This window comes from Ruegeria sp. CDSC079, assembly GCF_059610505.1.
The window spans coordinates 85,806-109,451 of record NZ_JBXWNT010000008.1 but is presented as its reverse complement, the minus strand read 5'-3'; the positions used below and the strand labels follow the sequence as shown (position 1 = coordinate 109,451).

The following is a 23,646-nucleotide window of genomic DNA, read 5'->3' as shown; positions in this document are numbered from 1 at the left end:
GCAGCGCTCCGACAATTTGATTACACTTTGACGCGTTCGGATTTCGGATCGTACATCGGTTTCAACGACGCCTCGGCCATTACCTTCACGCCGCACACGTCGATCTCATAGGTTGACCCCAGAACATCCGCCGCCTTCTCACCCTCGCAGGGCACATAGCCCATACCGATAGCGCCACCCAAAGTATGACCATAATTGCCCGAGCTGAGATAACCGACATATTTCCCGTCCCGCACGATCGGTTCATTATGGAACAACAGCGGTTCCGGGTCGGTCAGGCGGAACTGAACCAGACGGTTTTTGGGTCCGCTTTCCTTGCGGGCAATCACTGCTTCGCGCCCGATAAAGTCACAGCCTTTATCCACCTTGACCGCAAAACCAAGCCCGGCATCCACGACGTTGTCCTCGCAAGTGATGTCATGACCAAAATGGCGAAAACCCTTTTCGATCCGGCAACTGTCCATCATGTGCATGCCACAGAGTTTCAGGTCCATGTCCTGACCGGCCTCATGCAGCGTCTCGAACACATGGCCCGCCATATCGGCGGACATGTAGATCTCCCATCCCAGCTCGCCCACATAGGTCACCCGATGAGCGCGGGCCAGGCCCATGCCAATCTCAATCTCTTGTGCGGTGCCAAAGGGGTTGGTCGCGTTCGAGAAATCCGCCGGCGAGACCTTTTCCAGCAAAGCGCGCGCATTGGGGCCCATCACGGCCAAAACGCCTTCGCCAGCGGTGACATCGGTTATGACCACGTTGAAGCTACCCACATGGCGCATCATCCAGGTCTGATCCGCCAGCCGCGTCGCCGCCGGGGTCACGACCAGATAGGCGGTCTCGGTCAGACGGGTCACCGTCACATCCGCCTCGATCCCGCCGGTGCGGTTTAGGAACTGGGTATAGACGATCTTGCCGCTCGGCACCGAATAATCGCCGCCCCCGATATAGTTCATGAACGCCTCGGCATCCGGTCCTTCAACGCGAATCTTGCCAAAAGAAGACATATCGTACATGCCCACATTCTCGCGCACCGCGCGGTGTTCAGCAGCTGAGTTCTCGAACCAATTCTGACGTTTCCAACTGTACTGGTATTCGCGCTCCTGCCCAGGATTTGCGTACCAGTTTGCACGCTCCCAGCCCGCCAGTTCACCAAACACCGCGCCCTGCTCTTTCAGATGGTGATGGAACGGGGTGCGCCGAACACCGCGCGCAGTGGCTTTCTGGCGATAGGGGTAGTGGTCGGCATAGAGCAGGCCCAGCGTCTCTTTCGAACGCTCAAACAGATATTGCTTATTGCCCTGAAACGGTTGCATCCGGCTGATATCCACATCGCCCAGATCAAACGGTTTCTCGCCGCTATCCATCCATTCCGCCAGCGCCATGCCCGCACCGCCCGCAGATTGAATGCCGATCGAGTTGAAGCCCGCTGCGACCCAGACATTGTCCATCTCGGGCGCGAGACCCAGATGATAAGCGTCATCCGGAGTAAAGGATTCAGGGCCGTTGAAAAAGGTATGAATGCCCGCCTCGGCCAACATCGGCATCCGGTTACACGCCGCTTCTAGAATGGGCTCAAAATGATCAAAATCTTCGGGCAGCTGATCGAATTCGAAACTGTCCGGGATGCCCTTCATCGCCCAAGGTTTGGCATTAGGCTCAAACGCGCCCAGCAGGATTTTACCGGCATCTTCCTTGTAATAGGCGCATTCATCGGGCACTCGCAGAACCGGCAGTTGCGAAAGTCCGTCAATGCCTTCGGTGACGATGTAGAAATGTTCGCAGGCGTGCAGCGGGACGTTCACACCGGCCATGCGGCCAACCTCATGCCCCCACATGCCGGCACAGTTCACCACCATGTCGCATTCAATATGACCCGAAGCGCTGCCGTCATCGGCAACCCAGTCCACACCGGTCACAGTGCGACCTTGTTTAGTGATGTCGGTGACCTTCACTCGTTCCTTGGTAATGGCACCGCGTTGCCGCGCGCCCTTAGCCAGGGCCAGCGCGATATTGGCCGGGTCACCCTGCCCGTCCAGCGGAAGATAGACCGCGCCCTTGACGTCTTCGACATTCAGATGCGGATACATCTCTTTGACGCGGTCATTGGAAATCTCTTCGACCTCGACGCCAAAGGCGCGGGCCATGGCGGCCAGGCGATAGATCTCTTCACGGCGTTCCTCGGTCAGCGCCACGGTGATCGATCCACAGCGCCTAAGCCCGGTGGACACACCGGTTTCCTCTTCCAGCGCGCCGTAAAGCTCCTGCGTGTATTTCGCCAGTTTGGTCATGTTGGACGAGGCCCGCAGCTGAGCGATCAGACCCGCCGCATGCCATGTGGTGCCGCTGGTCAACTGCTTGCGTTCAAGCAGCACAACATCACTCCAACCTTTCTTGGTCAGATGATAGGCGACCGAGCATCCGATGACGCCGCCGCCGATGATGACAACTCGGGCTTTGTTTGGAAGATCAACCATCCTGAGGTCTCCGCTGAATCAGGTTTTGGGCACGTTGCCATGGAAGATCGACAATAAATGCACCAAAAGCGTCATGTTATGGGCGATTTTCACCTATGTGACGCAGCCCGTCTTTCGCGTCTCAGAACAAAGGGCGTGACCCCGAAAAAGCTTTTGTAAACCGAGGAGAAACCGTTCGGAAAGCCGCAGGCCAGACCGATTTCCCGAACGCTCATCGTGGTGTTCAGCAGCAGGTTGTTAGCCTTCGCCAGCCGCATCTCGCGATAGAAACCGTTTGGACTGGTGCCAAAGAAAGCTTTGAATTTTCGCTCAAGCGATCGGTTCGAAAGATTTAACGCCTCGACAATTTGCTGGATGGGTAAGGGGTCTTCGATATTGGCCTGCATCAGCTTGATACATTGATCCAGCTTGGCGTCCCCAGTAGCTGTCAGTTGCGCCCCCGAGAAAGGCTGCATCGATGAAAAGTCGCGGATGTTTTCGTGCAGCATGATATTGGCCACCGTCATCTTGGCAGGCCCTGAGATGTGGCGTCCGATCACGGACAAAGCAATATCGGTTGTCGCCTCCATCCCTGCGCAGGTCACGACCTGGCCCTGTTCTGTGGCTATCGACAGCTTCGCCTCGAACCGGGCCCCGCGTTCACTCAGGAAAGAGGCGTTTTCCCAATGGGTCGCCATGTCTGCGGAGCCGAATTCGTCGATATAGCGGCTGGCAGCTTCGGCCAGCAAAAAGACCTGAGCACCTCGGAACGTATAGTCCGATACAACCCGTCCGATGGACAGATCGGGGTGGTCAGGGTCGGAATTTCCGATCACAAACAGATAATCCGCCTTGGGATGGGTTGATACAGGTTCAGTTTGGACCGTCGCATCGCTGCTGCTGGCAACGGGCCCACCTTTCAGAGACCGATAGGTAAAGCTGAAGGGCGGGTTGGGGCAGACGCGGTTTGCCAGCCTCAGAACCTCAATCAATGCGGCAAGCTCCAACAGCACATAGCCCGGCGCGACCAGAACATCGAAATGTATCTGCGCCTTGTCGGTCAAGCTATCTGGTCGTTGCCGCATCTTTACCCCCTTCAGACGATGCTGTGGCCAGCAGCGCACAGCCGATCTGCCAGTCGCTGAATGTGATCGGGACCGACTTCGCAGCATCCGCCGATGATAGTTGCACCCTGCGCCACCCACCCCATCGCCTGATCAGCATATTCATCCGGCCCAAGGTCGTGGCGCTGTTGCAGCGCATCGACGGTTGGGGCGTCCTGTAGAAATTCCTGGGTAATCCCGGTGAAGCCATTGGCATATGCCCCAAACGGACGCCCGAAAGTGGCGATAATATTCAGCGCAGCGGGCACTGCCTCGGGGCGTGAGCAGTTGATCAGCACGGCCTCAGGCGTAAAGCGATCAACCAAAGATGCTATTCCCGACAATGGCTCACCCGACCGCAGCCGCGTCCCATCATCATCCATCACGGACAGCGCCAGCCAGACCGGCTTGTCTGCCTGTTCCGTTCCACGCAACGCGCCTTCGGCCTCTTGCACCGACGACACGGTTTCGATCAGGAACAGGTCAACGCGATCTGCCATCATCGCCACCAGTTCGGTGAATTTCTCCGCCGCCTCTTCGACCTCTGGATTCAGGTCCGGCCGGTAAGAGGCGAGAAGCGGACCCAAAGCCCCAGCGATGCGCCTACCCGCCGGGCGCGCACGCTCGGCCTGCGACAGGGCCGCCTCGATCAGATCTGGCAGCTGATCACCCAAGCCGACACGGTCCAGACGCGACCGGTGAACAGCATAGGTATTTGTCGTTGCCACAGTCGCACCGCGTGAGAAATAATCCGCATGCACATCCCCGACCAACTCGGGATGGTCCATCATCACCCGGGTCGACCACAAAGGCGTCGGCGCATCGCCGCTGCGTTTGACCAGTTCCTGCCCGATAGACCCATCCAGAAGGGTTATGTCTGCCATTGATGAACCTCCTCAGGGAACCAGAACCAGTTTTCCCGGAAACGTTTTTGACTGAAAGTCCTCTTGCGCCGTCGCAATGTCTTTCAGCGGATAGGTTTTTGAAATCATCGGTTTGATCCGCCCCGCATTCATCAGTTCGACCAGGCGACCGAAGACCTCGAACGGCTGATGGGTGCTGCCGTGAATGGTGATGTCGCGCAGATAGATATCCCGCAGATCGGCTTGAACCATCGGGCCAGCAATCGCACCCGCAACGGCATAGTGACCACCCGGTTTCAGCGCCAGGATCAGATCAGCCCATGCAGGCCCGCCCACCACGTCAATGACCACGTCGAACATGTCGGTGGGCAGCGACGCATCCCGGTCGAACGTGGCGGTCGCGCCCTGGCTTTTCACCGCTTCGGCCTTGGCCGCACCGGTCACGCCCCAGACCGAGGCACCGCGCAGCGCCGCCAGTTGCACGGCGGCAAGGCCCACACCGCCCGACGCCCCAGTGATCAGCACCTTTTGTCCGGCAGTCACACCGGCCCGCACCAGCATAGCCTCGGCGGTTCCAAAGGCGCAGGGGATGGCAGCGATTTCAATATCGGACAGGGGTGAGGCGCTGACATCGTAAAGGTCATCGGCCTGCACCAGACAATATTGCGCAAAGGCGCCGTCAATCTCGGACCCAAGCACGATGAAGCCTGTCGGGTCGCCCGGTCGCGGACGTGGCAGGTTGATCGGACAGGTCACGCGCTGGCCCGGGGTGAACCCGGTCTCGGGCCCCGCGATTTCGACGATGCCGCAAAGGTCGCCGCCCTGAATGCGCGGGAAGTTCAACGCGCCGCCCCAGCCTCCGGCTTCGACCTCTTGATCCACGGCATCTGTGGCGCCGGTCACGTCCGAGGAATACCAGCCGATACGGGTGTTGATATCGGTGTTGTTCACCCCGGCTGCGGCCACACGGACCAGAACCTGCCCCGGCGCAGGGGTTGGGACGGGTATATCGTCACGCCATTCCAGCGCCTCGGGCCCGCCGTGACAGGTCAGGAATACACCGGACATCGTTTTAGGCAGTGTCATGATCAAACCTCGTCATCGGGATGAGGCGGCACAGAGCCCATCGGGACAATGTCATACCGCGCGTTCAATTTGGCCATTTTCGCCTCATCGGCGAAGTCCGCCTCGGTCATCTTGGTCAGTTCAGCAAGGAATCCGTCAAAACCGGCAGGCTGGAAAATCATCAGCATCTTAGCAGGTGCATTTCCAGCAACGCGGCAGGCATGCGGCACACCGGGCGGCACATGCATCGTGCTGCCCGGCCCACAGCGATGCCAGTCGCCATCAACGTAGAAGTCCACTTCGCCTTCCAGAAAATAGAAGCTTTCGGCATGGGTTTCATGGCGATGAAGGCCAAGCGCAAAGCTGGCCTTCAGATTGTCTTCCATGAGCGTATAGGCGCCATCAGTATCCCGGGTCGAAACCTTCACAAATGTGTGGTCATTTTCCCAGTCGTAATTGAGGCCCTCTCCGGGCCCCAGTTTTGAATAACGCGTGCTCATGCAGGTCTCCTTCGGGCGATCAGGCGCGCAGCCGCTCGTTTTCTGGATCCCAGAGCGGTTTATCGTCCTGTACCACGGCGCGTCGCTTTTCACCGAAGATTTCGATTTCAAGCTCGGTACCTGCCACCGCCAATTCGGGACGGATCATGCCCAGCGCAATGGATTGGCAAACGCGATACCCCCAAGCGCCCGAGGTGGTTTCGCCAACGATCTCGCCGTTGTGCCAGATACAGGACATGTAGGGCGCATCCGCGTCACCTGCCTCAACCAACATAGTGGCAAACGCCTTTTTCACGCCCTGCTGCTTTTCGTTCAGGATCGCGGCCTTGCCGGGGAAGTCCTGCGGTTTGTCAAGTTTGACGAACCGTTCCAACCCGCCTTCCAACAGAGAGTAATCAGTGGACAGATCGCCTTTCCAGGCCCGATAACCCTTTTCGATGCGCAGAGAGTTCAGGGCGTACATACCGAACGGTTTGGCACCAGCGTCAAGGATCGCGCCATAGATCGCGGGCATATGGTCGTTCAGCGCGTGAACCTCCCAGCCAAGTTCTCCTGCAAACGAGACGCGGATCAGGAATGCGGGCTGACCTGCAACCGTGGCGGATTGATGGGTCAGCCAGCCGCTGGACAGGTCCGCATCGCTCAGCCCCGCCAGAATGTCGCGCGATTTTGGACCTGTCACGATCAGCGTGTCACGAGTGGTGGTGACATCTTCGACGGTGACGCCAGTGGGCATTGCCTCGGTCAGGATATCGCGGTCATGCCATTGCGCTGTAGCGGCCGTGATCATGACGAACTCGTCATCGCCGAGGCGGATACAGGACATTTCGGTCAGGATCCGGCCGCGACCATCTGAGATATAGACCAGGTTGATGCGACCCACCTTGGGCAAACCGCCGGTGACCAGCGACCGCAGCGCCTCGGCGGCACCCTCACCTTTTACGATGAAACGCGAAAATCCGGGCAAGTCCAATACGCCGCAATGATCACGGACAGCCTCGCACTCTTCCTTGATCCGCTTCTCCCATGGCCCCGAACGGCCCCAGGTATGGGTCGCTTCTTCAGAGGTATCGTCGCCCGGTTGCGCAAACCAGTTGGCGCGTTCCCAGCCGTTATAGGGCCCCATCACGCCGCCCAATTCCTTGACCTTGGTGTGGACAGGCGACAGCTTTTTGTCGCGCGCGGCGGGCCATTCATGGTGCGGGAAATGCATGGCGTATTCGTTGCCATAGACCTCAAGCCCCTTCTGGTTGCAGTAATCCTGATCGGTGTAATCGGTGTAACGGCGCGGATCGACGGCCCACATATCCCACTCAGTTGCGCCATCGACGATCCATTCGGCCAGCACCTTGCCGGCACCACCGCCCTGCGCGATGCCGAAGGTAAAAGTATGCGCCTCAAACGCGTTGGCCACGCCCGGCATCGGGCCAACCAGCGGCAGCCCGTCCGGCGCGTAGGGGATGGGCCCGTTGATCACCCTGCCCACTCCCGAGGTCCCCATCAGCGGCACCCGCTCCATCGCGTCGGTGACGATGTCTTCGATCCGGTCCAGATCATCATTCCATAGCTGGAAACTGAAATCCTCGGGCATCGGATCATCCTCGGTCATCCAGTGGCCCTTGCAGTTGGGCTCATAGGGGCCGAGGTTGAATCCGTTCTTCTCCTGCCGAAGGTAATAGGAGATATCCACGTCGCGCAGCAGCGGCAGCTTTTTACCGCCATTGGCCTTGGACCATTCCTCGATCTCGGGCACTTCGTCGGTCAGCAGGTACTGGTGGCTCATCACCATGGCCGGAACGGTGCGACCGCCGAAGGGCTTGAACCATTCACCCACGCGCTGGGCGTAATACCCGGCGGCATTGACCACGTGGTCCGCTTCGATATCGCCCTTGTCAGTATGCACGATCCAGGTCTTGTCTTCCTTCTGGGTCACACCCGTGGCCGGGCAGAAACGCAGGATCTTCGCCCCCATGTCGCGCGCACCCTTGGCCAGTGCCTGGGTCAGCTGCGCCGGGTCGATATCGCCATCGGTCGGGTCGAACAGAACACCTTCAAGGTCATGAGTTTCCAGGAACGGGTAATGCTCTTTGGCCTGTTCGGGTGACCACATCTCCATCTCGATGCCCTGATAACGGCCCATCGCCATTGCCCGCTCGAACTCCTGCACCCGCTCTTTCGAATGGGCCAACCGGATTGAGCCGGACTGGTGATAGTTCATCGGATAGTCGACCTCTTCACCCAGCCGCGCATAAAGCTCGGTCGAATAGCGCTGCATGTTCATGATCGCCCAAGAGGTCGAAAAGGTCGGCACGTTGCCAGCTGCATGCCAGGTCGACCCGGCGGTCAGCTCGTTTTTCTCCAGCAGAACACAATCGGTCCAGCCCTTTTTGGCCAGATGATACAGGGACGATGTCCCCACCACTCCGCCACCGATAATAACCACGCGGGCTTTTGTCGGAAAATCACTCATGTCTTTCAGTCCCTGTTACTGTGCCTCTTGAGGCAGATCGTCCGTGATGTCGTAGTAATCGCCTTTGTCAGCCACAAATATATGGCGGGCGAGGGTCAGTCCGGTGGGTGCATCCAGCGCCCCCATAGCAATGGCAATCCGGTCTTCGTCCTTATGCTGCCAGAACAGATAAGAGCCGCAGGCGTTGCAAAATCCCCGCCGGGCGATGTCGGTAGCACGAAACCAGCTCAGCGTATCGCTGACGGTGAAGGTGATGTCGTCTTGATGGGCCGAGGTCGAGGCCCAGACATGACCCGACTGTTTGCGGCATTGACCGCAATGACAGGCCGAGGCGGCAGGAAGATCGCCTTCGATCTTGAACGTAACCGAGCCGCACAGACAGGAACCTGTATGCATTTCGCTTATCCCCTAGCTGCTGGCGCGCTGGTGGTGCCCAGCAACACGCCATAAATGATGAAACAGGTGGCCATGACCCGGCGCACCCAGATGTTGAACACGGCCCCCAGCGCGGCCCGCCCCATAAGCGCACCTAGAAGAGTGAACCCGATGTAGCTGAGCGTTGTGATGATCAGCGCCGTTGGCATGATGACCAACATTTGCTCCCAGATCGGCACATCCGGCTGCACGAATTGCGAGAATGCAGCAAGATAACCCGCGACGCTTTTGGGGTTGATTGTCGCGACGGCCAGCGCGTGCAGATAGACATGCCGTGCAGGGCGTTCGGATATAGGGGCGGGATTTGCTGCAGCCTTCCAGCCTCGGACACCCAGCCAGATCAGAAACCCTGCGCCCACCAGCTTGGCGATGAAGAATCCGGTGGGTGAGGCCGCGATCAAGGCCGTCACCCCAAGCGCCGACAAAACCAAAAAGGCGCTGGCTTGGGTCAGGATCGCCAAGACACCCAGCATCGCTTTTGCGAAGGGCAGGCTCATCCCGTTCGAGATACAGTTCACCGCGTTAGGCCCCGGTGTGGTTACAAACACCACCCAGAACAGCGCGAATATGGTCCAGGCCTCGAAACTCATCAGTACACCGGAGGGGCGATGACCCAGATGACCACAGCGGGCTCATCATGAGGGTTCGCCCAAATATAGGGTTCGTTCTTGATCCGAAAACTGTCACCGGGCCCAACCGAAAAGCTTTGCGCGCCGATGGTCAGATTCAACTGACCGGAAATCACATAGCCAACCTCTTGCGTGGGGCGGTCCGCCGGGTTCTGCATCTTGGAATGCGGCTTAAAGGTGGAATGCACCATCTCAAAATCGTCAGTCAGATCGGGTGACAGCAGTTCCTCAATCAGACCTTCTTCGCCCGACCCCATAGGGCGACGCGACCCGGCGCGCACGACATAGCCTTGTTCATTGGCGGGGGCGGCAGAATGGGCGAACAGCATGGACATCGGCACACCCAGACATTCCGCGATCTGACGCAGGTCTGAAATTGACGGTTCGGACTTGTCGCGTTCAACCTGGCTGAGCCATCCGACCGACCGGTTCAACCGCTCTGCGATCTCGGTCAGCGTCAACCCACGCGCCTTACGCAATGCACGAATGTCGGCTCCGAGCGTTGCACTGTGGGGGGCTTGGCTGTTCACCGAACTCTCCGATATCTGGTGAAAATTTCGTTATCTTTTTCACGATGACGCGAATCGGTGAAAATTCCAAGCATTTTTTCACTTGGGAAAATCGACGCATTTAGCTATCCGTCAGCTATGTGGATTGCGGTTATATACCTGTGGGTCATCAACGGCCTGACTTTGCTGGCCTTTGGCTGGGACAAGCTGCGCGCCAGACGCAGAAAAAGCCGGGTTCCGGAACGCAGGCTATTGTGGCTGGCGGCACTGGGCGGCAGTCCCGGTGCGCTGGTCGGGCGTTGGATTTTCAATCACAAGTCCCGAAAAGGCCGGTTTTCCCTGTCGCTGTTTGCGATCTTTGCGACTCAGGTCGGGCTGGCATATTTCCTAATCACGGAAATTCTGCCTGACATTCTGTAGTTGGCTTGATCCGCAGGCCACGTAAGATCCCGATGGGATCTAGGAAATGTCGCAGACATACATATCGGTATCGTCGGTGGAGTGACCTGAGGATCGCGTGAACCCCGATTTCTGTAGCACACGAGCAGAGGCGGGATTGCTGTGCTCGACCCCGGCCAAAACCCGAATGGCGCGACCCGTGCCGCAGGCCGGGATAAAGCCGGACACAAGTTCGGTTGCATAGCCACAGCCCCAGGCTCGTTCGGCAAACAGATATCCAAGGTGGATGGTTGGTGCGGCCTGATCTTCGGGTTCTGAGGCCAGTATCAGCAGTCCGATCAGCTGATTATTTTGCCTTAACCGAACAAGAAGAACATCGCTTTCGGTCTTGCGAGCAGCGATCCAGTCGGTCATCCCGCTGGGCGTTTCTTCGACCTGCATCGAAGGCGGCAGGGGCTCAAGAACCGCTGGCGTCAGGACGGTTGCCAACTCGGCAGTCAACGCTGAAAGGCGACCAGCTTCAGAGACTTCCACTTGCCAGTGGCAGACGGCAAGCCGCTCTGTGGTGAATTGGTCCGGGATCATGCCTTGGCCAGTCGCAATTAGTGTCCATTCCAGTCTAACAGACGGGCCGATTTTGCGTCAGGCCCCTCTTTACTCGCCCGAAAACGCCTTTGACAATATGGCAGACAGCTTTTCTGCGTCCTCATCCGTGAACGCATCCGGCTGGTCACTGTCGATGTCAAAAACCGCGATGACCTCGCCCGAGGCATTGCGCACCGGAAGCACCAGTTCGGACTGCGTAGACGAGGCGCAGGCGATGTGACCTGGAAACGCATGCACATCCGCCACCAACTGTACCTTTCCGGTCCGCGCCGCGGCACCACAGACACCGCGCCCGAAGGGAATAACCAGACACCCGTGACCACCCTGATAGGGGCCTATTTTCAAAATGCCCGGATCTGTTACGCGATAGAACCCCGTCCAGTCAAACCGATCATCGGCGTGATGAACTTCACAGGCGATTGTCGCCATCAGAGCAACTTGATCTGTCTCGCCTGCGGTTAGGGCGACGATTGTCTTGGTCAGCGTATCGTAATCAACGGTCATGGGGGGGGGCGGGTCCGGTCAGTGATCTTGTAAACAGGTTCTACAGCACCGGACCTATGGTGGAATCGGCCCCGCGTCAAACGCGCTCAATCGCGATTGCAGTGCCCTCTCCACCACCGATGCAGATCGCCGCCACGCCGCGTTTCAGATCCCGCTTTTCCAACGCGTTCAGCAGGGTGACCATGATACGCGCCCCCGAAGCGCCGATAGGATGACCCAGGGCGCATGCACCACCATTCACATTTACCTTGTCACGCGTCAGACCCATCTCATGCATGAATGCCATCGGCACCACGGCAAAGGCTTCGTTTACCTCCCACAGATCCACATCATCATTGGACCAGCCGATTTTGGCCAAAAGCTTTTGCGCAGCGGGAACTGGCGCAGTCGTGAACAATCCCGGAGCCTGCGCATGGCTGGAATGACCCAGAATGCGCGCCCGAACCGAGAGGCCTAGCGCTTCGGCGGCTTCAGCTGACGCCAGAACCAGAGCTGCCGCCCCATCAGAGATCGACGACGCGTTGGCCGCCGTCACCGTTCCACCCTTGCGAAAAGCCGGTTTCAGCGAAGGTATCTTTTCCGGGCGGGCGGTTTTCGGCTGCTCGTCCGCGGACTGCGTGACCTCGCCTTTCCTTGTGCGGACGGTTACCGGAGTGATTTCACCGTCGAACGCGCCGCTGTCCTGCGCGGCCAGCGCGTTGGATAGGGACTGCAGGGCGTACTCGTCCTGCGCTTCGCGGGTGAACTGAAACGCCTCGGCACAGTCTTCGGCGAAAGTGCCCATCAGACGACCTTTGTCGTAGGCGTCCTCCAGCCCGTCCAGAAACATGTGGTCGACGACCTGAGCGTGCCCCAAGCGCGCACCCTCACGCATTTTGGGCAACAGGTAGGGCGCGTTCGTCATACTCTCCATCCCGCCTGCGATCATTGTGTTGGCATGGCCCAATGCGATCTGATCGAAGGCCATCATCGCAGCCTTCATCCCTGATCCGCACATCTTGTTGAGCGTCGTGGCCGGGACCTCTTGGCCCAAACCCGCTACAAACCCAGCCTGACGTGCAGGGGCCTGACCCTGACCGGCTGGCAGAACGCAGCCCATCAGCACTTCGTCAACCGTTTCAGCACCGGCACCCTGCAGCGCGGCCCGGATCGCGGCTCCACCCAGATCGGCGGCAGAAACACCATCGAACATTCCTTGAAATCCACCCATCGGGGTACGTGCTGCTCCGGCGATTACAACTTGCTTCATCTGGGCGCTCCTAAATTCTTGTCGTTCAATGGATACCGAATGGTAAGAATTCCCGTCTAGCGTATTTCTACGAGCGATTTCAGTTAAAGGACCGTCACGTATGGGCCTGTCGAGTACTACGACCAAAAATATTCAAATAATTACTGTACAATCCAACCGGATTGATGCCGCAATGGCCATTCAGTTCAAAGAAAACATGCGCACGGAAACCGAAGGTGGGTCTGTGCGTGTGGTTCTGGACCTCAGCGGCGTCGAATTTATCGATTCCAGTGGTCTGGGCGCTATCGTTGCCGCCATGAAACAACTCGGGGCTGAACGGCGCCTGGATCTGGCAGGTCTTCAGCCTTTTGTGGAAAAGGTGTTTCGTCTTACGCGCATGGACACAGTGTTCAAGCTTTACCCAACGATGGATGACGCACTGTCCGGTGCGCCGGATTGAACACAAGGAGAAACTGAACAGGCGTAAAGCTAATGTGTAACGGCATCAGTTTCGATTTGAGCTTCGCTGCGACCGAGGTCGAAGCAAGTTCTGGCATTGCCAAGTTGAGCCAGGCACTGTCCTCTAAAGGGCTGCCTTCACACAAAGCGGCTGATGTCAGAATTGCCCTGGCCGAAGCCATTAACAATGTCGTTGAACACGCCTATGCCGGAACCACGCCCGCCAGCGTAAAGGTACACTGCCGCCTGCATCAGAACTGGTTGGAAATCCTCATCTCGGATACCGGCAATCCCCTTCCTGGCTTTCGCGTACCAGAAGGTGCACCTGCACCTCTGGGGGAAAGACGTGAAGACCTGCCCGAGGGGGGATTTGGATGGTTTCTGATCCACCAATTGACCAGTGAAATCCGCTATGACCGTAGCGAAGGCTGCAACCGGTTGTCACTGCGATTCAGTTTTCTCGACGCGGATTAGGGCTATAAAACGTCACAATAAGGCCCTTTTCGAACCATTGTAGCGCCGCAAACAAAGATCAAAGTCTTAACTGTAGCTCAGATAGCTTCCCTCGGCATCGTATGTCACAGCCCCCACCCAGTGAACGATGCCGAGGAACTTCCCCTTTGATTTGACTGGACAATACCCGGACGCGCGATACCTTCTGCGCTATCACACGGGAAGGCAGCGCAATGCGGGATTTTCAGGCACCAGGCAGATCCGAAGTTTTTTCGACCGAAGGGATGTGCGCCACATCTCACCCGCTGGCAGCCCAAGCGGCCCTTGGCATTCTACAGCAAGGTGGCAACGCGATGGACGCAGCCATCGCCGGGGCAGTGCTTTTGGGATTTTGCGAACCACAAATGACCGGCCTGGGCGGAGATTGCTTTGTTCTGTACAACCGCGCCGGAGAAGATGAGGTTCGGGCCCTCAACGGCTCTGGCCGGGCACCGGCAGCAGCCAACGCTGGCAGCTTGCGCGATAAGGGACTGACTGCAGTTCCACTCAATACACCGGATGCGGTCACCATTCCCGGCGCGGTCGAGGCGTTCTGCCAGCTGGCCGAAACCGAGGGCAAACTTGGGCTGGACGCCATCCTGCAACCCGCCATCCGCTATGCAGACCAGGGCGTGCCGGTCGCCCCACGTGTGGCTTTTGATTGGGGCCCGGGTGCTAACACGTTGCAGGGGGCAGCCAGGAACCACTATCTGCTGAAAGGAGACGTTCCAAAGACCGGAGACATGTTCCGGTCCGCCGGGCAGGCAGAAGTGCTGCGCAGAATCGCCAAATACGGACGAAAGGCGTTTTACGCGGGCGAGGTCGCAGAAGATATTATCTCGACCCTGACGGCCATGGGCGGGGTACACACAGCAGAAGATCTGGACGCGACCGCCGCCACACCTACAGTTCCGGTCGCAGGGCACTATCGTGGCTTGGACCTGCTGGAACATCCGCCCAATGGCCAAGGTGCAACCGCCCTTTTGCTGCTGAATATCCTCAAGAACTTTGACCTCGGATCCATGGATCCGCTATCCGCAGAGCGTCTGCATATCGAGGCCGAAGCCTCAAAACTCGCCTACGATGCCCGCAACAGGTTCATCGCCGATCCGGATCATACGACACACGCAGACAGGTTTTGGGACCAGACAACAGCCGATCGGCTGGCAGAGCTTATCAATCCAAACCATGCCATGCCCGCTGCTGCCCCACTGACCGAAGCCATTCACAAAGACACTGTTTATATCACGGTGGTCGACAGGGACAGGATGGCGGTATCGCTGATCTATTCGATCTTTCATAGCTTTGGATCCGGTATCGCTTCTGAGAAATTCGGCATTCTGCTGCAAAACCGTGGGTCTGGATTTACGTTGCAATCAGGCCATCCGAACGAGTTCGGCGGCGGCAAACGTCCGATGCACACAATCATTCCCGGCATGTTGAAACAGAAAGGCAAAATCCTGATGCCCTTCGGTGTGATGGGTGGCGCCTTTCAGCCCACAGGGCATGCAAAGCTGGTCTCGCTACTAACCGACGATGAGTTTGCGCTGCAGCAGGCCATAGACACACCGCGCGCCTTTGCAGACGGACCTGTCTTGAAACTGGAACGCGGAATTCCGCGTAATGTTGCGCAACAATTATCCGAAATCGGCCACAAAGTTTTGATTTCAGAAACACCTCTTGGCGGGGCTCAAGCGATCCGAATCCAGAAGAGCGGCGTTTTGCAAGGCGCAAGCGATCCACGAAAAGATGGGTGCGCGCTTGGTTATTGACAGTATGGGCCCGGCTTCACCCACGCTTCCAATTTTAGTTCAAATGGAAATGCAACGGATATGCGCCGTTTTCAAACGGACCAAACATATCAGGGATATCCGGATGCTCGACCGGTTCTCCGGACTGGTCAGCAATCAGATTTTGTTCAGAAACATAAGCAACATAGAAGGATTGGTCATTTTCCGCCAACAGATGATAAAACGGCTGATCCTTGATCGGCCTGCTGTCTTCGGGAATGGCCTGATACCATTCTTCGGTATTTGAAAACTCTGGGTCCACGTCAAAAATCACCCCTCGGAAGGGATGTTTTTTGTGGCGGACGACTTGGCCCAGCCGGTACTTTGCTTGTGTCTTTAGCATCACGTTTGCCCCCAAAGGTCTTACTACCCGTTTCCTCATAGGAATGCCAATCATTGATCTAAAATAATGGGAAACAGTCTGTGAACCTCTTACTGACAGTGCTTGAAATCGTGGCCCCGGTCTTCCTCTTGGCGGGGATCGGGTTTGCCTGGGTCAAACTTGGCTTTGAATACAGGCTGCAATTTGTGACCCGCCTTGCGGTGATGCTCGCCGTGCCCAGCCTGATTTTCGTAGCCCTGATGCAAACCCAGATCCCACCCGGAGAGCTGACCCGGTTCACTTTGGCCGCCATCACAGGCCATGTCGGGCTGGCGGTCGCATTTGGCGTATTTGTCAGGGCCAGCAAGCTGGAAAGGCGCACCTATCTGGCGCCGCTGATATTCGGCAACACGGGGAATCTGGGCCTGCCTCTGGCCATTTTCGCATTTGGGCAGGCAGGCTTGGGTTTCGCGGTGATATTTCTGGCCGTTACCGCCCTGTTTTCCTTTACTTACGGGATCTACCTGGTGGCGGGAAAAGGCGCTTTCGGCAAGGTAGCACGTGAACCCATGGTTTGGGCTACTCTGCTGGGGGCGCTGTTTCTGTGGCAGGGCTGGCAAACACCTGTCTTCGTGACCAATACGCTGGACCTGCTGGGACAGATGGCGATTCCGATGATGCTGATCACGCTTGGTGTTGCGATTGCGCGGCTGACCACCAGAAAGCTAGGGCCAGCGGTCTGGCTATCGGCGTTGAAACTGGTCGTGTGTTTTGCCCTGGCATGGGCAATCGCAAAAGGGTTTGATCTGGATAACGTCGCGTTCGGCGTTCTGGTGGTGCAGATGTGTACACCGGTTGCCGTAACCTCATACCTGCTAGCCGAACGGTTCGAGGCGGATTCTGACGCGGTTGCGGGGCTGGTTATGGTCTCAACCCTGATGTCCGTCGGCGCTTTGCCTATAATTCTAGCTATTGTTCTGTAGCGATTGTGATTTCCTAATCGCTCAATCTGCGCTAGAATGAAGAAAAAAGGCACGAGGCACATGAGCAGAATTCTTATCGTACTCTTCGGGGTGCTGCTTTTGGCATCCTGCGGGGGTGGTTCTAACCAGCCACCCAGCAAGCTGAATGATGCATGCAGCATTGCGCGTGAACGGCCCGAATATATCAAGGCGTTCAAAAGCACCGAGCGGAAATGGGGAATCCCCGTTCACGTTCAGATGGCAACGATCTATCAGGAAAGCCGGTATCGCCACGATGCGCGAACGCCCCATCAATATGTTCTGGGTGTGATTCCGATGGGCCGTCAGAGCAGCGCCTATGGCTTCAGCCAGGCGCTGGACGGGACATGGGATGAGTATCAGCGCGAAACCGGCAAACGCCGGGCCAAGCGGGACCGTATCCGCGACGCTTCGGATTTCATCGGCTGGTACATGAACAAAAGCTATGAGCGGAATGGCATCCAGCCAAGCGACACGCGCAATCAGTATCTGGCCTATCATGAAGGCCATACCGGTTATGCCCGCGGCAGCCATTACAGCAAGACGTGGTTGCTGAACGTGGCCAATGATGTGGATGCGCGCGCCCGGATGTACCAGGCGCAACTGTCAGGCTGTCGTTACTGAACAAACAGCGGGTCAGCGATTGCCTGACCCGCTTCTGTTCTTGTTCGAAAACAAGCTGCTGCTTAGATTTTTTTCGGTATCAAGCTGACCCAGCAGAACCGTTGTCTGTCCGCCTGCATTATCGTGGATCACCCATTTTCGCAGCTCAACCGGATCGCCGGTGAACATCAGCTCAATTCGACCGGAGTCAGGGTTTTTCGGGTCCTGTGCTGTCACGACAGTGGCCGTTCCGTCAAAGTCATGCCCAACCACCATATTAGCCTGACCCAGATCGACATTCCGTGCCAGAACCAAAGACAGAGGTGTTCGCTTTAACGGATACTGCTCGGGCGGTTGATTGGATTTCGGATCGAATATCTGAACGGTGCCAGCGCGCGCCAACACAACGGCGCTGTCTGGCGGGTCATATTCGAACCGCATCTTTCCAGGCCGTGCGATCCACAGCTTTCCTGTGCTCAGTGAGCCATCCTCATTGACCTGTGTAAATGTCGTCTCGACAGTTTTCAGACCATTCAGGTAATTCGATATCTGCGACAGCGGCAGCTTGTCCGCCGCCCAGGCGGAGGGTGCGGCCAGTGTCAGTGCAAGGGCAAAAGCAATCTGTTTCATAAGACCCAGATAAGCGCTCTGCCCTTGTTATTAAATATCCTATTGCTCTGGCACCAGGATTTCGCGTTTTCCGACGTGATTTGCCGATGAAACAATGCCTTCATCCTCCATCTGCTCAACCAGACGCGCAGCTTTGTTATAGCCAATGGCAAGTTTCCGCTGGATATACGAGGTCGAGCATTTGCGATCCTTGATCACAATCGCCACAGCCTGATCGTAAAGGGCGTCTTCGCCATTGGTGTTGCCCCCGGTGTTCAAACCCAGAACAGCGTCGATATTATCAGCCTTTTCCTCGGTCGGTCCATCGACCACACCGCTCATATAATCCGGCGGGCCGAATTGCTTCAGATGGTTGACGATTTCCTCGACCTCTTCATCCGAGACAAACGGACCGTGGCAACGTGTGATCTTCGCACCACCCGCCATATACAGCATGTCACCCTGCCCCAGCAGTTGTTCGGCGCCCATTTCACCAAGAATGGTGCGGCTATCGATCTTTGACGTCACCTGGAAGGAAATCCGGGTCGGAAAGTTCGCCTTGATCGTGCCGGTAATCACATCGACCGAGGGGCGCTGCGTGGCCATGATCAGGTGGATACCCGAGGCCCGCGCCATCTGCGCCAGACGTTGGATGCAGGCCTCGATCTCTTTGCCCGCGACCATCATCAGGTCGGCCATCTCGTCGACAATAACAACGATATAGGGCATCGACTCGGGTGCGAATTCCTCGGTCTCGAACATCGGTTCACCCGTTTCGTCGTCAAAACCGGTCTGGACCGTGCGGCTGAACATCTCGCCCTTTGACAGCGCGTCTTTCACCCGGCCGTTATAGCCCGCGATGTTACGCACACCCATCTTGGACATTTTGCGATAGCGATCCTCCATCTCGCCCACGACCCATTTCAAGGCGACAACCGCCTTCTTCGGGTCTGTCACAACCGGAGAAAGCAGATGCGGGATGCCGTCATAGACCGACAATTCCAGCATCTTGGGGTCGATCATGATCAGGCGGCATTCATCCGGCGTCAGCTTATACAGCAGCGACAGGATCATCGTGTTGATCGCCACCGATTTACCGGAACCGGTGGTCCCCGCGATCAGCAGGTGGGGCATCTTGGCCAGATTGGCCACAACGGATTCACCGCCGATATCCTTGCCCAGCGCCAAAGGCAGCGCCTGATTGCCGTCTCCGAAGTCACGGCTCGAAAGGATTTCGCGCAGCACCACCATTTCACGGTTTTCATTGGGCAGTTCGATCCCGATGACCGAGCGGCCCGGCAGGGTCGAAACCCGCGCCGACAGGGCCGACATCGAGCGGGCAATGTCATCCGACAGACCAATAACGCGGCTGGCTTTCAAACCCGGAGCCGGCTCAAGTTCGTACATGGTGACAACCGGACCGGGGCGGACGCTGACGATCTCACCTTTGACGCCATAGTCATCCAGCACATTTTCCAACATCCGCGCATTCTCTTCCAGGGCCTCATCGCTCAGGTGATGGCGCTGAATGCTGGAGGGGTTGGACAGCAGGCCCAGCGGAGGCAGTTCGAAATCGGAGTGCTTTTCCTCGAACGACAACGCGGGCTGCGCCTCGGCCTGGGCCCGGCGCGAGGGCGGCGGGGTGCGGCGCACGGGTTGCGCAACCACAGGCTTACGCGGCTCGGCCACGGGGATTTTCATCGCTGGGCGGGCTTGCGGCATCTCATCGGCGTCATCCTCGAAAACGGCCTCGTCATCGAAATCTGGCTCGGGCGCAAAATCCTGATGCAGCGGTTCCTGCCATTCTGTTTCAGGCTTCGCTGACAGCATCGGCTCGGGCGGCAGCCCGGTTGATGTCACTGGCGGCTCTGGCGGCAGTTCGTCGGCATGACCTGCATTCAGGATCAACGGATCAGGTCCACGGCCCCGCCCTTTGGTCAGCGGCAGGTCGGGATCGGGCTCAGGAGCCATCTCTCCGACTGCAACCTTACGGTTGCGCACGGCGGCAGAAATCTTTGAACGGATACGGTCCTCGCCCGGCATTTCCTCGTAACCCGCGACAGGTTCACGGTCGATCAGCTCGGGTTCGGGCATAGGGTCCGGGCGACGGATCAGATCAGGAATGCGCGACAGAAGGCCGGTCTTTACCGGTTCGGGCGCTTCCAGAAGTGGCTCGTCGAAAACAGGGTCCGCAAAGGCAATCTCGTCGTCGAACACGGCCCCTTCGGCGCGGGCCATCTTGCGTTCGTCCCATTGGGCACGACGTTCGCGCGCAGCCTCCGCTGTTGCGGCAGCCCCACGGCCCAGCAGATTCATCAGTATGTCATAGGACATGACCAGCCCCAGCAGAAAGGCACGAATCCCCTTGCGCACGTCGTCCTTGGTGAAACCAAGAACAAACACACCCAGCGTCAGCATCCCAATAGCCATCGCCAGAGACATCAGCTTGACAATAAAATGCGAGGATATGGGCAACAAGGTCAGGAAGGCACCCATGACCGTATCCCCAAACAATCCACCCAGACCAAAACTATGCGTTACGCGCCAAGCCTCACCCGGCACTAATGTCGCCGCATAGACCGAGACAATGGCGATCCAGATCGGTGCAAATATCAGGCGCGCGACGGCACGATCTTCACCGAAATGCCCGGCAAAACGCACACCCCAGCCGATCAACACCAACGCGATGCTCCAACTGCCCCAACCGACAATCATGAACAATGGCGCCGCGATCGAGGCACCAACACGCCCCATCCAGTTTTGCACTGGTGCATCCGTCGACACCATCCAGTTCGGGTCATCCGGTGTGTAGGACCAGATCATTGCCGCCGAAGCCAACCCAAGTAGGATCAGGGCGATGCCGATCAACTCTTTGCTGCGCCTCTCGATGGCGGCCTGAGTCGTGCTGTCCAGCAATGGATCGCGGTTGCGCGCGTTATATGATGCCATTTTGCCCTCGTACCTCACGAATAAATGCAGTCGCGGAGCGTGATCAGCCCCTGCCGCATCTCTGTTTTTGGGGCCACCATAGCGACCCGGATAAATTGCTCGCCCGGGTTTTGCCCCGGATCACCTTGAGAAAGATATGCCCCCGGCAGCACCCGAACTCCGGTCTGCTGCCACAGTTTCAATGCGGTTTCCTCGCCATTCTCGACCGGCAGCCACAGAAAGAACCCTGCCTCGGGCGGCATATAGCCCTGGATGCCTGCAAACACCTGGTCTGCGATGGCGTATTTTTCCTGATAGAGCGCGCGATTCTCGTCCACATGCGCCTCATCGGCCCAGAGCCTTGCGGCGGCGGCCTGCAACGGCAGCGGCAATGGCGCGCCTGCATAATTGCGTAACTGCTTGACCCGCTTGATCGTTTCCGGCCCGCCTGCAATCAGGCCAGACCGCAGCCCGGCCACGTTCGACCGCTTTGACAGCGAGTTGAACAGGGTGATCCGTTCAGGATCAGCGCCCAGTTCCTTTGCGACCGTCAGAACACCTGTAGGCGCTGTGTCACGGTAGATCTCGGAATAGCATTCATCGGCGAAGATACGGAAATCATATGTCTCAGCCAGCCGGATCAACTCGGCCCAATATTCGCGCGTGGCAACTGCGCCCTGCGGGTTGGCTGGTGAGCAGATATAAGCGGCGACAGTGCGGTTCAGCACATCCGTGGGCAATCCCGCATAGTCCGGCAGATGATCTGTGGCCGCCGTGGCCGGGACAAAAACCGGATCAGCCCCGACCGAGATCGAGGCAACCATATAGACCTGATAGAACGGGTTCGGGCACAGAACGACCGGTTTTTGTCCGTATTTCTGTTCGGGGCACAGCGCCATGGCGGCGTTATACAACCCTTCGCGCGTCCCGTTCAGGGCCATAACCTGCGTGTCCGGATCCATCGTGACGCCATAACGGCGTGCAATCCAGTCAGTGATCGCACCGCGCAGCTCGGCCGAGCCCTCATTCGGCGGATATCCCTGAAAACCGGCAGCATTTTCCGCAATCACGTCGCTGACCCAGGCCGGAAAAGCGTGCATCGGCGCACCAATGGTCATGTGAATCACTTCACCGCCCGGTTGGTGATGATCCAACAGGGTGCGCAGGCGCGGGAATGCGTATTCCGGAAGGTTCGAAAACCGCTCGGGGAAATTCATAACTACTGCCTCAATATCGGGATCATTTCGCCCCGTTTTCAAGCAGGTTACAGGCCGGGCGGGGCTTCGTCCAGACAAAGCGGTGCCGAATCAGGGGATTGTGGCATTCAGGCCAATGCGGCCTCGGCCGCGGAACCAAGCCGCAAAAGCGCCTCTTCGGACCCCGGATAACCCATCATCATCAGCCCGCAGCCCGGTTTTCCGGTCGGCAAGGTCAGCGCTGCCAGCCCCATGAGGTTGCCGATCCGGGTGTTCCGCAAAGCCAGCAGGTTTTCGGTGACGTAATAGTCATGATCGCTCATCAGCCGTTCAAGATTGGGCGGCAGGATCGGTGCAGTTGGGGCCAAAACGGCGTCAAACCCGGCAGTGGCCACGTCCCATGCACCGCGACACGCCTTCAGCCTTGACCAGGCTGCAACATAATCGGGGCCCGAAGCATTTCGTCCAGCACGGAACCGTTCGAGTATTTCGGGATACATCACATCTGGGTTGGCCTCGATCACATCGCGCCACAGGCCATAGGCTTCGGTGGTGTAAAGAACCCCCGACAGCCCCATCGCGTCGGCTAGTTCAGGGACCTCAAGAGGCAGGATATCTGCACCGGCCTCACGCAACCGATCCAGGGCATCCTCGTAAGCGACACGCGGTTCTGCGCGCAAATCATCCTTGGCGACAGTCTGTAAATCCGCAAAACGACGCCCCTCTAGATTGGCTCCGCGCAAATCAGCGGGCGTACCGCCCTCCAGCATGGCCAGCATATGGGTCGCATCCTCGACCGAGCGGGCCAGCGGCCCAACGGTATCAAACCGCAGGCACAACGGGACTGTACCCTCCAGGCTGACCCGCCCGGCAGTGGTTTTCAGCCCGACCAGATTGTTCCAGGCTGACGGTATCCGCACTGACCCACCGGTATCCGAGCCGATCGCGCAAGCTGCCAACCCCCAAGCCACGGAAGCCGCAGCCCCCGAGGATGAACCGCCGGGAACCGCATCCTCATCATCTATGCAGGGCGGTGTTCCGGTGATCGGGTTCAGGCCCAGACCCGAGAAAGCCAGCTCGCTCATATGGGTTTTGCCAAGGCATACAGCGCCCATGGCACTGGCATTTCGCAGCACGACTGCATCAGTTTTAGGAACCCGGTCTTTCAGCAGTGCCGTTCCTGCCTCGGTGGCAGTCTCGGCAGTATCGAACAGGTCTTTCCAACTGATCGGCACCCCATCCAACAATGATCGGCGCAATCCCAGCTTGGCCCGTTCCTGCGCCGCCTCAGCCTCGGCTCGGGCGCGCGCTTCGGTCACGCGGGCATAGATTCGGTCGCGATGCGGGTGGGCTGCTATCGCAGTCAGAAAGGTCTCTGTCAGTTCAACCGGGTCAATCTGGCCCATGCCAATGCCCCGACCCAGATCACAAGCCGTCATCGACAACCAATCCTGCATCACTGCCCCCTTCGATTTCTGCATT

General features: G+C 58.0%; 23 protein-coding genes. 6 read left to right on the top strand and 17 right to left on the bottom strand.

Annotation, left to right across the window (positions count from 1 at the left end; translation table 11 throughout):
- Positions 1-20: 20 nt before the first annotated feature.
- From AC2FIC_RS15805 to AC2FIC_RS15765, 9 genes are all read right to left on the bottom strand, one after another.
- A complete protein-coding gene (locus tag AC2FIC_RS15805) occupies positions 21-2,474 on the bottom strand; it encodes a GcvT family protein (RefSeq protein ID WP_496692501.1) in 2,454 nt (817 codons plus the stop codon).
- A gap of 89 nt (positions 2,475-2,563) precedes the next feature.
- Positions 2,564-3,538 (bottom strand): GlxA family transcriptional regulator, encoded by a 975-nt coding sequence (locus AC2FIC_RS15800; RefSeq protein ID WP_496692502.1) that lies wholly within the window; start codon positions 3,536-3,538, stop codon positions 2,564-2,566.
- 11 nt (positions 3,539-3,549) lie between these two features.
- Positions 3,550-4,440: a homocysteine S-methyltransferase family protein gene (locus tag AC2FIC_RS15795; protein WP_142637049.1), complete on the bottom strand. Its 891-nt coding sequence runs from the start codon at positions 4,438-4,440 to the stop codon at positions 3,550-3,552.
- A 12-nt stretch (positions 4,441-4,452) separates the two neighbouring features.
- Complete coding sequence (locus tag AC2FIC_RS15790; RefSeq protein ID WP_496692503.1) at positions 4,453-5,505, bottom strand: alcohol dehydrogenase family protein; 1,053 nt, start codon at positions 5,503-5,505, stop codon at positions 4,453-4,455.
- A gap of 2 nt (positions 5,506-5,507) precedes the next feature.
- Complete coding sequence (locus AC2FIC_RS15785; protein ID WP_496692504.1) at positions 5,508-5,984, bottom strand: cupin domain-containing protein; 477 nt, start codon at positions 5,982-5,984, stop codon at positions 5,508-5,510.
- Positions 5,985-6,003: 19 nt separating this feature from the next.
- Positions 6,004-8,454 (bottom strand): GcvT family protein, encoded by a 2,451-nt coding sequence (locus AC2FIC_RS15780; protein ID WP_496703324.1) that lies wholly within the window; start codon positions 8,452-8,454, stop codon positions 6,004-6,006.
- Positions 8,455-8,469: 15 nt separating this feature from the next.
- Entirely contained in the window at positions 8,470-8,850 is a 381-nt protein-coding gene (locus AC2FIC_RS15775; RefSeq protein WP_496692506.1) for a GFA family protein, read from the bottom strand.
- A gap of 5 nt (positions 8,851-8,855) precedes the next feature.
- Positions 8,856-9,479 (bottom strand): LysE family translocator, encoded by a 624-nt coding sequence (locus tag AC2FIC_RS15770; protein ID WP_281973074.1) that lies wholly within the window; start codon positions 9,477-9,479, stop codon positions 8,856-8,858.
- On the bottom strand, positions 9,479-10,048 hold the full coding sequence (locus AC2FIC_RS15765; protein WP_281973073.1) for a helix-turn-helix domain-containing protein: 570 nt from the start codon (positions 10,046-10,048) through the stop codon (positions 9,479-9,481). Before AC2FIC_RS15765 ends, AC2FIC_RS15770 begins: the two co-directional genes overlap by 1 nt.
- A gap of 117 nt (positions 10,049-10,165) precedes the next feature.
- On the opposite strand from AC2FIC_RS15765, the gene AC2FIC_RS15760 reads away from it, so the two are divergent.
- Positions 10,166-10,447, top strand: coding sequence for a DUF1294 domain-containing protein (locus AC2FIC_RS15760; protein ID WP_496692507.1), 282 nt, complete (start codon positions 10,166-10,168; stop codon positions 10,445-10,447).
- 39 nt (positions 10,448-10,486) lie between these two features.
- On the opposite strand, the gene AC2FIC_RS15755 is transcribed toward AC2FIC_RS15760, so the two are convergent.
- The 3 genes from AC2FIC_RS15755 to AC2FIC_RS15745 all read right to left on the bottom strand — a co-directional run bounded on the left by AC2FIC_RS15755 (position 10,487) and on the right by AC2FIC_RS15745 (position 12,785).
- Positions 10,487-11,011: a GNAT family N-acetyltransferase gene (locus AC2FIC_RS15755; RefSeq protein WP_496692508.1), complete on the bottom strand. Its 525-nt coding sequence runs from the start codon at positions 11,009-11,011 to the stop codon at positions 10,487-10,489.
- 69 nt (positions 11,012-11,080) lie between these two features.
- Positions 11,081-11,536, bottom strand: coding sequence for a GAF domain-containing protein (locus AC2FIC_RS15750; protein ID WP_496692509.1), 456 nt, complete (start codon positions 11,534-11,536; stop codon positions 11,081-11,083).
- Positions 11,537-11,612: 76 nt separating this feature from the next.
- Positions 11,613-12,785, bottom strand: a complete 1,173-nt coding sequence (locus AC2FIC_RS15745) for a thiolase family protein (RefSeq protein ID WP_496692510.1) — start codon at positions 12,783-12,785, stop codon at positions 11,613-11,615.
- A gap of 100 nt (positions 12,786-12,885) precedes the next feature.
- On the opposite strand from AC2FIC_RS15745, the gene AC2FIC_RS15740 reads away from it, so the two are divergent.
- From AC2FIC_RS15740 to AC2FIC_RS15730, 3 genes are all read left to right on the top strand, one after another.
- Positions 12,886-13,224 carry an STAS domain-containing protein gene (locus AC2FIC_RS15740; RefSeq protein ID WP_496677829.1) on the top strand — a complete coding sequence of 113 codons (339 nt, stop codon included), beginning with the start codon at positions 12,886-12,888 and terminating at the stop codon, positions 13,222-13,224.
- A 32-nt stretch (positions 13,225-13,256) separates the two neighbouring features.
- Entirely contained in the window at positions 13,257-13,697 is a 441-nt protein-coding gene (locus tag AC2FIC_RS15735) for an ATP-binding protein (protein ID WP_496692511.1), read from the top strand.
- 212 nt (positions 13,698-13,909) lie between these two features.
- Positions 13,910-15,487, top strand: a complete 1,578-nt coding sequence (locus tag AC2FIC_RS15730; RefSeq protein WP_496692512.1) for a gamma-glutamyltransferase family protein — start codon at positions 13,910-13,912, stop codon at positions 15,485-15,487.
- A gap of 34 nt (positions 15,488-15,521) precedes the next feature.
- Here AC2FIC_RS15730 and hspQ read toward each other — a convergent pair whose 3' ends face one another.
- Positions 15,522-15,848 (bottom strand): heat shock protein HspQ, encoded by a 327-nt coding sequence (gene hspQ, locus AC2FIC_RS15725; protein ID WP_142637073.1) that lies wholly within the window; start codon positions 15,846-15,848, stop codon positions 15,522-15,524.
- Between the two features lie 80 nt (positions 15,849-15,928).
- Here hspQ and AC2FIC_RS15720 point away from each other — a divergent pair, with 80 nt between their 5' ends.
- Positions 15,929-16,810 (top strand): AEC family transporter, encoded by an 882-nt coding sequence (locus tag AC2FIC_RS15720; protein WP_496692513.1) that lies wholly within the window; start codon positions 15,929-15,931, stop codon positions 16,808-16,810.
- A gap of 60 nt (positions 16,811-16,870) precedes the next feature.
- Positions 16,871-17,452: a transglycosylase SLT domain-containing protein gene (locus AC2FIC_RS15715; RefSeq protein ID WP_282021966.1), complete on the top strand. Its 582-nt coding sequence runs from the start codon at positions 16,871-16,873 to the stop codon at positions 17,450-17,452.
- A gap of 12 nt (positions 17,453-17,464) precedes the next feature.
- On the opposite strand, the gene AC2FIC_RS15710 is transcribed toward AC2FIC_RS15715, so the two are convergent.
- The 4 genes from AC2FIC_RS15710 to AC2FIC_RS15695 all read right to left on the bottom strand — a co-directional run bounded on the left by AC2FIC_RS15710 (position 17,465) and on the right by AC2FIC_RS15695 (position 23,621).
- Positions 17,465-18,061, bottom strand: coding sequence for a LolA family protein (locus AC2FIC_RS15710; RefSeq protein ID WP_496692514.1), 597 nt, complete (start codon positions 18,059-18,061; stop codon positions 17,465-17,467).
- Positions 18,062-18,100: 39 nt separating this feature from the next.
- Complete coding sequence (locus AC2FIC_RS15705; RefSeq protein WP_496692515.1) at positions 18,101-20,989, bottom strand: DNA translocase FtsK; 2,889 nt, start codon at positions 20,987-20,989, stop codon at positions 18,101-18,103.
- A gap of 14 nt (positions 20,990-21,003) precedes the next feature.
- The gene (locus tag AC2FIC_RS15700) at positions 21,004-22,185 is read right to left on the bottom strand and encodes an aminotransferase class I/II-fold pyridoxal phosphate-dependent enzyme (protein WP_496692516.1); all 1,182 of its coding nucleotides are present in this window, start codon (positions 22,183-22,185) and stop codon (positions 21,004-21,006) included.
- 107 nt (positions 22,186-22,292) lie between these two features.
- A complete protein-coding gene (locus AC2FIC_RS15695) occupies positions 22,293-23,621 on the bottom strand; it encodes an amidase (protein ID WP_496692577.1) in 1,329 nt (442 codons plus the stop codon).
- Positions 23,622-23,646: the final 25 nt, after the last annotated feature.

Excerpts from the sequence above, each read along its gene's own strand:
- AC2FIC_RS15755 (WP_496692508.1), bottom strand. The coding sequence starts at position 11,011 with ATGATCCCGGACCAATTCACCACAGAGCGGCTTGCCGTCTGCCACTGG.
- AC2FIC_RS15770 (WP_281973074.1), bottom strand. The coding sequence starts at position 9,479 with ATGAGTTTCGAGGCCTGGACCATATTCGCGCTGTTCTGGGTGGTGTTT.
- AC2FIC_RS15735 (WP_496692511.1), top strand. The coding sequence starts at position 13,257 with ATGTGTAACGGCATCAGTTTCGATTTGAGCTTCGCTGCGACCGAGGTC.
- AC2FIC_RS15700 (WP_496692516.1), bottom strand. The coding sequence starts at position 22,185 with ATGAATTTCCCCGAGCGGTTTTCGAACCTTCCGGAATACGCATTCCCG.
- AC2FIC_RS15760 (WP_496692507.1), top strand. The coding sequence starts at position 10,166 with ATGTGGATTGCGGTTATATACCTGTGGGTCATCAACGGCCTGACTTTG.
- AC2FIC_RS15785 (WP_496692504.1), bottom strand. The coding sequence starts at position 5,984 with ATGAGCACGCGTTATTCAAAACTGGGGCCCGGAGAGGGCCTCAATTAC.
- AC2FIC_RS15710 (WP_496692514.1), bottom strand. The coding sequence starts at position 18,061 with ATGAAACAGATTGCTTTTGCCCTTGCACTGACACTGGCCGCACCCTCC.
- AC2FIC_RS15805 (WP_496692501.1), bottom strand. The coding sequence starts at position 2,474 with ATGGTTGATCTTCCAAACAAAGCCCGAGTTGTCATCATCGGCGGCGGC.
- AC2FIC_RS15715 (WP_282021966.1), top strand. The coding sequence starts at position 16,871 with ATGAGCAGAATTCTTATCGTACTCTTCGGGGTGCTGCTTTTGGCATCC.
- AC2FIC_RS15740 (WP_496677829.1), top strand. The coding sequence starts at position 12,886 with ATGGGCCTGTCGAGTACTACGACCAAAAATATTCAAATAATTACTGTA.
- AC2FIC_RS15750 (WP_496692509.1), bottom strand. The coding sequence starts at position 11,536 with ATGACCGTTGATTACGATACGCTGACCAAGACAATCGTCGCCCTAACC.
- AC2FIC_RS15790 (WP_496692503.1), bottom strand. The coding sequence starts at position 5,505 with ATGACACTGCCTAAAACGATGTCCGGTGTATTCCTGACCTGTCACGGC.
- AC2FIC_RS15695 (WP_496692577.1), bottom strand. The coding sequence starts at position 23,621 with ATGCAGGATTGGTTGTCGATGACGGCTTGTGATCTGGGTCGGGGCATT.
- AC2FIC_RS15745 (WP_496692510.1), bottom strand. The coding sequence starts at position 12,785 with ATGAAGCAAGTTGTAATCGCCGGAGCAGCACGTACCCCGATGGGTGGA.
- AC2FIC_RS15780 (WP_496703324.1), bottom strand. The coding sequence starts at position 8,454 with ATGAGTGATTTTCCGACAAAAGCCCGCGTGGTTATTATCGGTGGCGGA.
- AC2FIC_RS15730 (WP_496692512.1), top strand. The coding sequence starts at position 13,910 with ATGCGGGATTTTCAGGCACCAGGCAGATCCGAAGTTTTTTCGACCGAA.
- AC2FIC_RS15775 (WP_496692506.1), bottom strand. The coding sequence starts at position 8,850 with ATGCATACAGGTTCCTGTCTGTGCGGCTCGGTTACGTTCAAGATCGAA.
- hspQ (WP_142637073.1), bottom strand. The coding sequence starts at position 15,848 with ATGCTAAAGACACAAGCAAAGTACCGGCTGGGCCAAGTCGTCCGCCAC.
- AC2FIC_RS15705 (WP_496692515.1), bottom strand. The coding sequence starts at position 20,989 with ATGGCATCATATAACGCGCGCAACCGCGATCCATTGCTGGACAGCACG.
- AC2FIC_RS15795 (WP_142637049.1), bottom strand. The coding sequence starts at position 4,440 with ATGGCAGACATAACCCTTCTGGATGGGTCTATCGGGCAGGAACTGGTC.
- AC2FIC_RS15800 (WP_496692502.1), bottom strand. The coding sequence starts at position 3,538 with ATGCGGCAACGACCAGATAGCTTGACCGACAAGGCGCAGATACATTTC.